The sequence below is a fragment of the Pseudomonas sp. GL_139_B genome, from assembly GCF_057834475.1.
Genome location: NZ_CM174403.1, coordinates 6,362,706 through 6,371,104, shown reverse-complemented (window position 1 = coordinate 6,371,104; position 8,399 = coordinate 6,362,706). Strand labels below are relative to the sequence as shown.

General features: G+C 54.9%; 8 protein-coding genes. All 8 read left to right on the top strand.

The genetic code is table 11. From position 1 onward, the window contains the following. Positions 1–567 precede the first annotated feature (567 nt). Positions 568–702, top strand: coding sequence for a 50S ribosomal protein L34 (gene rpmH, locus AC3ISI_RS29210; protein ID WP_003213577.1), 135 nt, complete (start codon positions 568–570; stop codon positions 700–702). A gap of 16 nt (positions 703–718) precedes the next feature. Beyond that, the gene (rnpA, locus tag AC3ISI_RS29205) at positions 719–1,120 is read left to right on the top strand and encodes a ribonuclease P protein component (RefSeq protein ID WP_027926203.1); all 402 of its coding nucleotides are present in this window, start codon (positions 719–721) and stop codon (positions 1,118–1,120) included. Beyond that, complete coding sequence (gene yidD / locus AC3ISI_RS29200) at positions 1,113–1,358, top strand: membrane protein insertion efficiency factor YidD (protein WP_201115586.1); 246 nt, start codon at positions 1,113–1,115, stop codon at positions 1,356–1,358. Before rnpA ends, yidD begins: the two co-directional genes overlap by 8 nt. A 2-nt stretch (positions 1,359–1,360) precedes the next feature. After that, positions 1,361–3,046, top strand: coding sequence for a membrane protein insertase YidC (yidC, locus tag AC3ISI_RS29195; RefSeq protein ID WP_489334901.1), 1,686 nt, complete (start codon positions 1,361–1,363; stop codon positions 3,044–3,046). 79 nt (positions 3,047–3,125) lie between these two features. Next, a complete protein-coding gene (gene mnmE, locus AC3ISI_RS29190; protein WP_489334900.1) occupies positions 3,126–4,496 on the top strand; it encodes a tRNA uridine-5-carboxymethylaminomethyl(34) synthesis GTPase MnmE in 1,371 nt (456 codons plus the stop codon). Positions 4,497–5,047: 551 nt separating this feature from the next. After that, positions 5,048–6,940, top strand: a complete 1,893-nt coding sequence (mnmG, locus tag AC3ISI_RS29185; protein ID WP_489334899.1) for a tRNA uridine-5-carboxymethylaminomethyl(34) synthesis enzyme MnmG — start codon at positions 5,048–5,050, stop codon at positions 6,938–6,940. Continuing rightward, complete coding sequence (rsmG, locus tag AC3ISI_RS29180; RefSeq protein WP_489334898.1) at positions 6,937–7,581, top strand: 16S rRNA (guanine(527)-N(7))-methyltransferase RsmG; 645 nt, start codon at positions 6,937–6,939, stop codon at positions 7,579–7,581. The genes mnmG and rsmG overlap by 4 nt, the downstream gene beginning before the upstream one ends. An 18-nt stretch (positions 7,582–7,599) precedes the next feature. Next, positions 7,600–8,397, top strand: coding sequence for a ParA family protein (locus tag AC3ISI_RS29175; protein ID WP_007948095.1), 798 nt, complete (start codon positions 7,600–7,602; stop codon positions 8,395–8,397). The last annotated feature ends 2 nt before the right edge of the window (positions 8,398–8,399 follow it).

The following is an 8,399-nucleotide window of genomic DNA, read 5'->3' as shown; positions in this document are numbered from 1 at the left end:
GGATATCCCCTAAGTTGAAAGCCGGTGAGGCAAAAACAAGCGGCCATTGTAGCGACCAGACGCCGACTTATCCACACGTAGGTGGATCACTGGACAAGAAGAATCAACGCTTTATACGCAAAAAACACGACCGGCGGTCTGTGCATAAGCTCTGTGGATAACCTGGTCTAAGGTCGTTGCACAAGTAGGGGGGAAACTCGGTGGATAACCAGCCTGTGGATAACTGGCCTTTTCACACACAGGTTATCCGACAGTGCAGCACAGGCTGCCCCCTGTTTTCCACGGTAGTTGTCATTCTCTGTACATCACGTAGTAGAAGGCCTCAAGGCAGTTATCCACAGATGATCGCCTACCTAGCTTTTATAAGCTTTACAGAAAAGCTTTAAATAATTCCTTTCTTATTTCTATTTCTAACGAAGGGTTAATCACGAACAAAAACCACTGGAGATCTATTTATAAGGAAACGCTGGTTGGAAATTGACCTAGAGGCTTGCTTTCTCTAGAATCCCCGGTCTCTTAAAACGGGGGCCATTCCGGCCCGTTGTGGACGAACCAGGTAACACGACAATGAAACGTACTTTCCAACCAAGCACTATCAAACGCGCTCGTACCCACGGTTTCCGTGCTCGCATGGCTACCAAGAACGGTCGTGCCGTTCTGTCGCGTCGTCGCGCCAAAGGTCGTGCGCGTCTGGCAGTTTGATAAGCCGGCACTGGAGGTGAGTCAGGACTTCAGTCGGGAAAAGCGTCTGCTTACTCCCCGGCATTTCAAGGCAGTCTTTGACTCCCCTACCGGCAAGGTTCCGGGGAAAAATCTCCTGCTCCTTGCGCGCAACAACGATCTTGATCACCCCCGTCTCGGGTTGGTTATCGGGAAAAAGAGCGTAAAGCTCTCCGTCGAGCGCAATCGCCTCAAACGTCTGATGCGCGAATCGTTCCGTCTGCACCAGGATTCACTGGTCGGCTGGGACATCGTTATCGTCGCGCGCAAAGGTTTGGGTGACGTAGAAAACCCCGAATTGATTCAGCATTTCGGCAAACTCTGGAAGCGTCTGGCACGCAGCACGCCGGTACCAGCAGTCAAAACCGAAACTGTAGGGGTAGACAGTCCCGATGCGTAAACTGGCACTCGTTCCGATCCAGTTTTATCGCTATGCCATTAGTCCTCTGATGGCCAACCACTGTCGCTTCTACCCCAGTTGTTCCTGCTACGCGTTAGAAGCCATAGAAAATCATGGTCTTCTGCGCGGTGGCTGGCTGGCCTTTCGTCGTTTAGGTCGCTGTCATCCGTGGAATCCCGGTGGTTATGACCCGGTTCCATCTATCCCTACCTCCCGTTCTTCTTCGATGGCCGAGTAATCATGGATATCAAACGCACGATCCTGATCGTCGCCCTGGCAATCGTGTCCTACGTTATGGTTCTTAAATGGAACCAGGACTATGGCCAGGCTGCCCTGCCGACTCAGAATGTTGCTTCCAGTACTACCGCACCGGGTCTACCGGATACGGCAACTGGCAATAATGCTTCTGTCAGTGACGACATTCCACGCGCCGCAAGCGATACCAGTGCCACTGCACCTGCTGAAACTCCAGTGGCTGCAAGCAAAGATCTCATCCAGATCAAAACGGATGTGCTCAACCTGGCCATCGATCCACAAGGTGGTGATGTTGCCCAGCTGACGCTGCCGCTGTATCCACGTCGCCAGGATCACCCGGAAATTCCGTTCCAGTTGTTCGATAACGGCAACGAGCGGACTTATCTGGCTCAAAGCGGTTTGATCGGCACTGACGGTCCGGACGCAAGTCCTGCCGGTCGTCCGGTTTGGTCCTCGGAGAAGAAGGTTTATCAACTGGCTGATGGTCAGGACCAATTGGTCGTAGACCTGAAGTTCAGCAAGGACGGCGTCAACTACATCAAGCGTTTCACTCTGAAACGTGGCAAGTACGATGTAGAGGTTTCCTACCTGATCGATAACGAAAGCGCCAAGCCCTGGTCGGGTGCGATGTTCGCCCAACTGAAGCGTGATGCCAGCTCCGATCCTTCTTCCAGCACTGCCACTGGCACCGCGACTTACTTGGGCGCAGCCCTGTGGACAAGTAACGAGCCGTACAAGAAAGTGTCGATGAAGGACATGGACAAGGCTCAGCTGAAAGAATCCGTCAACGGTGGTTGGGTTGCCTGGTTGCAACACTACTTCGTGACTGCGTGGATTCCGGCGAAGGGCGAAAACAATGTCGTCCAGACCCGTAAAGACAGCAAAGGCAACTACATCATCGGCTACACCGCCCCGGCAATTACTGTTGCGCCAGGTGCGAAAGGCGAAGTCAGCGCTGTTCTGTACGCCGGCCCGAAAAGCCAGGCAGTACTGAAAGAGTTGTCCCCAGGTCTGGAACTGACCGTCGACTACGGCATTCTGTGGTTCATTGCCCAGCCAATCTTCTGGCTGTTGCAGCACATCCACGCGCTGGTCGGTAACTGGGGCTGGTCGATCATCTTCCTGACCATGCTGATCAAAGGGATTTTCTTCCCTCTGTCGGCCGCCAGCTACAAATCCATGGCGCGCATGCGTGCAGTGGCACCGAAACTGGCCGCGCTGAAAGAGCAACATGGCGATGACCGGCAGAAAATGTCGCAAGCCATGATGGAGCTATACAAGAAAGAGAAGATCAATCCACTGGGGGGCTGCTTGCCAATCCTCGTGCAGATGCCTGTTTTCCTTTCGCTGTACTGGGTTCTGCTGGAAAGTGTTGAAATGCGCCAAGCGCCGTTCATGCTGTGGATTACTGACCTGTCGATCAAGGATCCGTTCTTCATTCTGCCGATCATCATGGGTGCAACCATGTTCATCCAGCAGCAGTTGAACCCGACACCTCCGGACCCGATGCAGGCCAAGGTGATGAAGCTGATGCCAATCATCTTCACCTTCTTCTTCCTGTGGTTCCCGGCTGGTCTGGTGCTGTACTGGGTTGTGAACAACTGCCTGTCCATCACTCAACAGTGGTACATCACTCGTAAAATCGAACGGGCTACCAAAGCAGCCGCTTGATTTACACTGTGGATAACCACTCAAAACGCCCCCTAGTGGGGCGTTTTGCTATCTGTCTCTTTTGTCTGGATACCGGTTTATGAGCGCTCCTCGTGAAACCATTGCAGCCGTGGCTACCGCTCAAGGTCGTGGCGGTGTGGGCATCGTCCGTATTTCCGGACCGTTGGCGAGCCTTGCGGCCAAGGCCATCAGCGGTCGGGACCTTAAACCCCGGTTTGCCCATTACGGACCGTTTCTCAGTGAAAACGAAGAGGTGCTGGACGAAGGCATCGCGTTATTTTTCCCGGAACCGAACTCCTTCACCGGCGAAGACGTACTTGAACTGCAGGGCCATGGCGGACCGATCGTTCTGGATATGTTGCTCAAGCGTTGCCTGGAACTGGGCTGTCGTCTCGCCCGTCCGGGTGAGTTCAGTGAGCGCGCCTTCCTCAATGACAAACTCGACCTGGCTCAGGCTGAAGCCATCGCCGATTTGATCGAGGCGAGTTCTGCACAAGCGGCACGAAACGCACTGCGCTCCTTGCAAGGCGCCTTTTCTCAGCGTGTGCATAACCTCACCGAGCAACTGATAGGCCTGCGTATCTATGTCGAGGCGGCCATCGACTTTCCAGAGGAAGAAATCGACTTCCTTGCCGATGGTCATGTATTGGCCATGCTCGACAAAGTACGCAATGAACTGTCCACAGTGCTGCGCGAAGCCGGGCAAGGTGCCTTGCTTCGGGACGGAATGACGGTGGTGATTGCCGGTCGGCCGAATGCCGGTAAATCCAGCTTGTTGAATGCCTTGGCAGGTCGGGAAGCTGCGATCGTGACCGAAATTGCCGGCACAACCCGGGACATTCTTCGCGAACATATCCACATTGATGGCATGCCGCTGCACGTGGTTGATACCGCTGGTCTGCGAGATACCGACGATCATGTGGAAAAAATCGGTGTCGAACGGGCATTAAAGGCCATCGGCGAAGCGGATCGCGTGTTGCTGGTCGTCGATGCGACGGCGCCTGAAGCGTTGGACCCCTTCGCATTGTGGCCGGAATTCCTCGAAATCCGCCCCGATCCTGCGAAAGTCACGCTGATTCGTAACAAGGCTGATCTGACGGGCGAAGCCATTGCCCTGGAAATCAGTGAGGATGGCCACGTCACCATCAGCTTGAGTGCCAAATCTGCTGGCGAAGGCCTGGAGTTACTGCGCGATCATCTCAAGGCCTGCATGGGTTACGATCAGACGTCGGAAAGCAGCTTCAGCGCACGCAGGCGTCACCTTGAGGCCCTGCGTCATGCTAGTGCATCCCTTGAGCATGGCCGCGCGCAATTGACCCTGGCAGGTGCCGGCGAGCTGTTGGCCGAGGATTTGCGTCAGGCGCAGCACTCGCTAGGTGAAATCACCGGTGCATTCAGCTCCGATGACCTGTTGGGACGAATCTTTTCCAGCTTCTGCATCGGTAAATAACTCTCCAGTTGTCCACAGACAGGCCATTCGCGCCTGTCTGTCCCCCTCTTTTTGAAAAATCTTCCCTCAGTGCCGAGCAGATAATTTCTGCTTGAGCGGTTTTCCCTCGCCCGGAATTAACCCGACGAGCGCTTTTCTGTGGATTAAGCCCTGTGAATAACTGCCACTGAGGGCGGTTGATAACAGGGCCTGAAATCTGAAGATAACCTCATCTGTGGATAACCATCGCTTTCATCCACAGGCTTAAACCGGTTATCCAAGGCCCTCGTTGGTACATGACCACAGGGTTTTGAATCTCTGTACACATTGAATATAAAGGCCTGTAGCAATCTATCCACAGAAAGGTGCCTCAGTAGAAATAAACATAAAAACAAAGATTTAATAAATTTCTCTCTTTTTAATTTCTATAACCCCGACTTCTCCACAGCTGGTTAAATTTTGTGCAAAGGGTTCTTTAGGAAGGACTAAGTCCCTATACTTGCCGACCAGGTCCAGAAACCTGAGCTCAAACTATTCCTGATTACCTAACTGAAGCAGGCACGAGGTGCGTGGTGGATTTCCCTTCCCGTTTTGAAGTGATCGTCATCGGCGGCGGTCATGCCGGTACCGAGGCAGCACTGGCCTCAGCACGTATGGGTGCAAAAACCCTGTTGCTGACGCATAACGTGGAAACCCTCGGAGCAATGAGTTGCAACCCCGCCATTGGTGGGATCGGTAAAAGTCATCTGGTAAAAGAAATCGACGCCCTTGGTGGCGCGATGGCCATGGCTACCGACAAAGGTGGTATTCAATTTCGCGTGTTGAACAGCCGCAAAGGCCCGGCCGTGCGTGCAACTCGCGCTCAGGCAGACCGTGTCCTCTACAAAGCCGCTGTCCGCGAAGCATTGGAAAACCAGCCGAACCTGTGGATATTTCAGCAGGCCGCTGACGACTTGATCGTCGAGCAGGAACAAGTGCGTGGTGTTGTCACCCAAATGGGCCTGCGTTTCTTCGCGGAATCCGTGGTGTTGACCACTGGCACCTTCCTCGGCGGACTTATCCACATCGGAATGCAAAATTACTCCGGCGGTCGTGCCGGTGATCCGCCTTCGATTGCCCTGGCTCACCGTCTGCGTGAATTGCCATTGCGTGTAGGTCGCCTGAAAACCGGTACGCCACCGCGGATCGACGGTCGTTCTGTGGATTTCTCGGTCATGACCGAGCAAGCAGGCGATACACCGATCCCGGTAATGTCGTTCATGGGGTCCAAAGAGCAGCATCCAAAACAGGTAAGCTGCTGGATTACCCACACGAACGCCCGGACTCACGAAATCATTGCCTCCAACCTTGATCGTTCGCCGATGTATTCCGGTGTGATCGAAGGTATTGGCCCGCGTTATTGCCCTTCGATCGAAGACAAGATCCACCGCTTTGCCGACAAGGAAAGCCACCAGGTCTTTATCGAGCCGGAAGGTTTGACCACTCACGAGCTGTACCCGAACGGGATATCCACCTCCTTGCCGTTCGACGTGCAATTGCAGATCGTGCAATCGATCCGTGGCATGGAAAACGCGCACATCGTTCGTCCTGGTTACGCCATCGAGTACGACTACTTCGATCCGCGTGACCTGAAGTACAGCCTGGAAACCAAAGTCATCGGCGGTCTGTTTTTCGCCGGACAAATCAATGGCACCACCGGTTACGAAGAAGCTGGCGCCCAAGGTTTGCTGGCCGGTGCCAACGCTGCACTGCGCGCGCAGGGCAAAGATGCCTGGTGCCCGCGTCGCGACGAGGCGTACATTGGCGTGTTGGTCGACGACCTGATTACGCTCGGTACTCAAGAGCCGTACCGGATGTTTACCTCCCGTGCCGAGTACCGCCTGATCCTGCGCGAAGACAACGCGGACCTGCGCTTGACCGAAAAAGGTCGCGAGCTGGGTCTGGTCGATGACGCGCGTTGGGCGGCGTTCTGCAAGAAACGCGAAAGCATCGACCTGGAAGAACAGCGTCTGAAAAGTACCTGGGTTCGCCCGGGCACCGAGCAGGGCGATGCGATTTCCGAGAAGTTTGGTACGCCGCTGACCCACGAATACAATTTGCTCAACCTGCTGAGCCGTCCGGAAATCGACTACGCCGGTCTGATCTCCGTGACTGGCGGGGGCGCGGAAGATCCACAGGTCGCGGAACAGGTCGAAATCAAGACCAAGTACGCTGGCTACATCGACCGTCAACAGGATGAAATCGCACGCCTGAGGGCCAGCGAAGATACAAAACTGCCTGTGGATATCGATTACACAAATATTTCCGGTCTCTCCAAAGAGATCCAGAGCAAGCTCGGCGCGACCCGTCCAGAAACTTTGGGCCAGGCGTCACGTATCCCGGGCGTAACCCCGGCAGCCATTTCGCTGTTGATGATTCATTTGAAAAAACGCGGCGCGGGCCGTCAGTTGGAGCAAAGCGCTTGAGTTCGTTGGTCACCTCGCAACACGCCGAAGAGTTATCCACAGGTGCTCGCCAGCTCGGTGTCACACTGACAGAAACCCAGCACACGCAGTTGCTGGGTTATCTGGCCCTGTTGATCAAATGGAACAAGGCCTACAACCTGACCGCCGTGCGCGATCCGGACGAAATGGTCTCTCGGCACCTGCTCGATAGTTTGAGCGTGATGTCGTTCATCGAAAACGGTCGCTGGCTGGATGTTGGCAGCGGCGGCGGCATGCCGGGCATTCCTTTGGCCATCCTGTTCCCAGAGTCCCAAGTGACCTGCCTGGACAGCAACGGCAAGAAAACCCGCTTCCTGACCCAGGTCAAACTCGAACTCAAACTGGATAACCTGCAAGTTATCCACAGTCGCGTCGAAGCTTTCCAGCCTGCACAGCCATTCAACGGGATCATTTCCCGGGCGTTCAGCAGCATGGAGAACTTCAGCAACTGGACTCGCCATCTCGGCGACGCCGATACACGCTGGCTGGCAATGAAGGGCGTTCATCCGGCCGATGAGCTGGTAGCATTGCCGGCAGACTTCCACCTCGATAGCGAACACGCCCTGGCCGTACCTGGTTGCCAAGGCCAACGCCATCTGCTGATACTGCGCCGCACGGCATGATTGGGAACACAAGCAAGAATGGCTAAGGTATTCGCGATTGCGAACCAAAAGGGTGGTGTGGGTAAAACCACCACCTGCATCAACCTCGCAGCTTCCCTCGTCGCTACCAAGCGTAGGGTGTTGCTGATCGATCTCGATCCACAGGGCAACGCCACCATGGGTAGCGGTGTGGATAAACACGGTCTGGAAAACTCGGTCTACGACTTGCTGATCGGTGAATGCGACCTGGCCCAGGCCATGCATTTCTCCGAACACGGTGGTTACCAGTTGTTGCCGGCAAACCGTGACCTGACAGCGGCTGAAGTGGTTCTGCTGGAAATGCAGATGAAGGAAAGTCGCCTGCGCAGTGCGTTGGCGCCGATCCGTGAAAACTACGATTACATTTTGATCGACTGCCCGCCGTCGTTGTCGATGCTCACGCTGAACGCACTGGTTGCTGCTGATGGGGTGATTATCCCCATGCAGTGCGAGTACTTCGCGTTGGAAGGTCTGAGCGACCTTGTGGATAACATCAAGCGCATCGCCGAACTGCTGAACCCGAATCTGAAAGTCGAAGGCTTGTTGCGGACTATGTACGACCCGCGCTTGAGCCTGATGAACGATGTATCGGCACAGCTCAAGGAACACTTCGGCGAGCAGCTCTACGACACCGTGATCCCGCGCAACATCCGCCTGGCCGAAGCGCCTAGTTACGGGATGCCGGCATTGGCGTACGACAAGTCATCACGGGGTGCCATTGCCTATCTGGCTTTGGCGGGCGAGATGGTTCGCCGTCAACGCAAAAACTCACGCACCGCCGCTGCTCAGGCAACTTAAGG

Excerpts from the sequence above, each read along its gene's own strand:
- rpmH (WP_003213577.1), top strand. The coding sequence starts at position 568 with ATGAAACGTACTTTCCAACCAAGCACTATCAAACGCGCTCGTACCCAC.
- mnmE (WP_489334900.1), top strand. The coding sequence starts at position 3,126 with ATGAGCGCTCCTCGTGAAACCATTGCAGCCGTGGCTACCGCTCAAGGT.
- AC3ISI_RS29175 (WP_007948095.1), top strand. The coding sequence starts at position 7,600 with ATGGCTAAGGTATTCGCGATTGCGAACCAAAAGGGTGGTGTGGGTAAA.
- yidC (WP_489334901.1), top strand. The coding sequence starts at position 1,361 with ATGGATATCAAACGCACGATCCTGATCGTCGCCCTGGCAATCGTGTCC.
- yidD (WP_201115586.1), top strand. The coding sequence starts at position 1,113 with ATGCGTAAACTGGCACTCGTTCCGATCCAGTTTTATCGCTATGCCATT.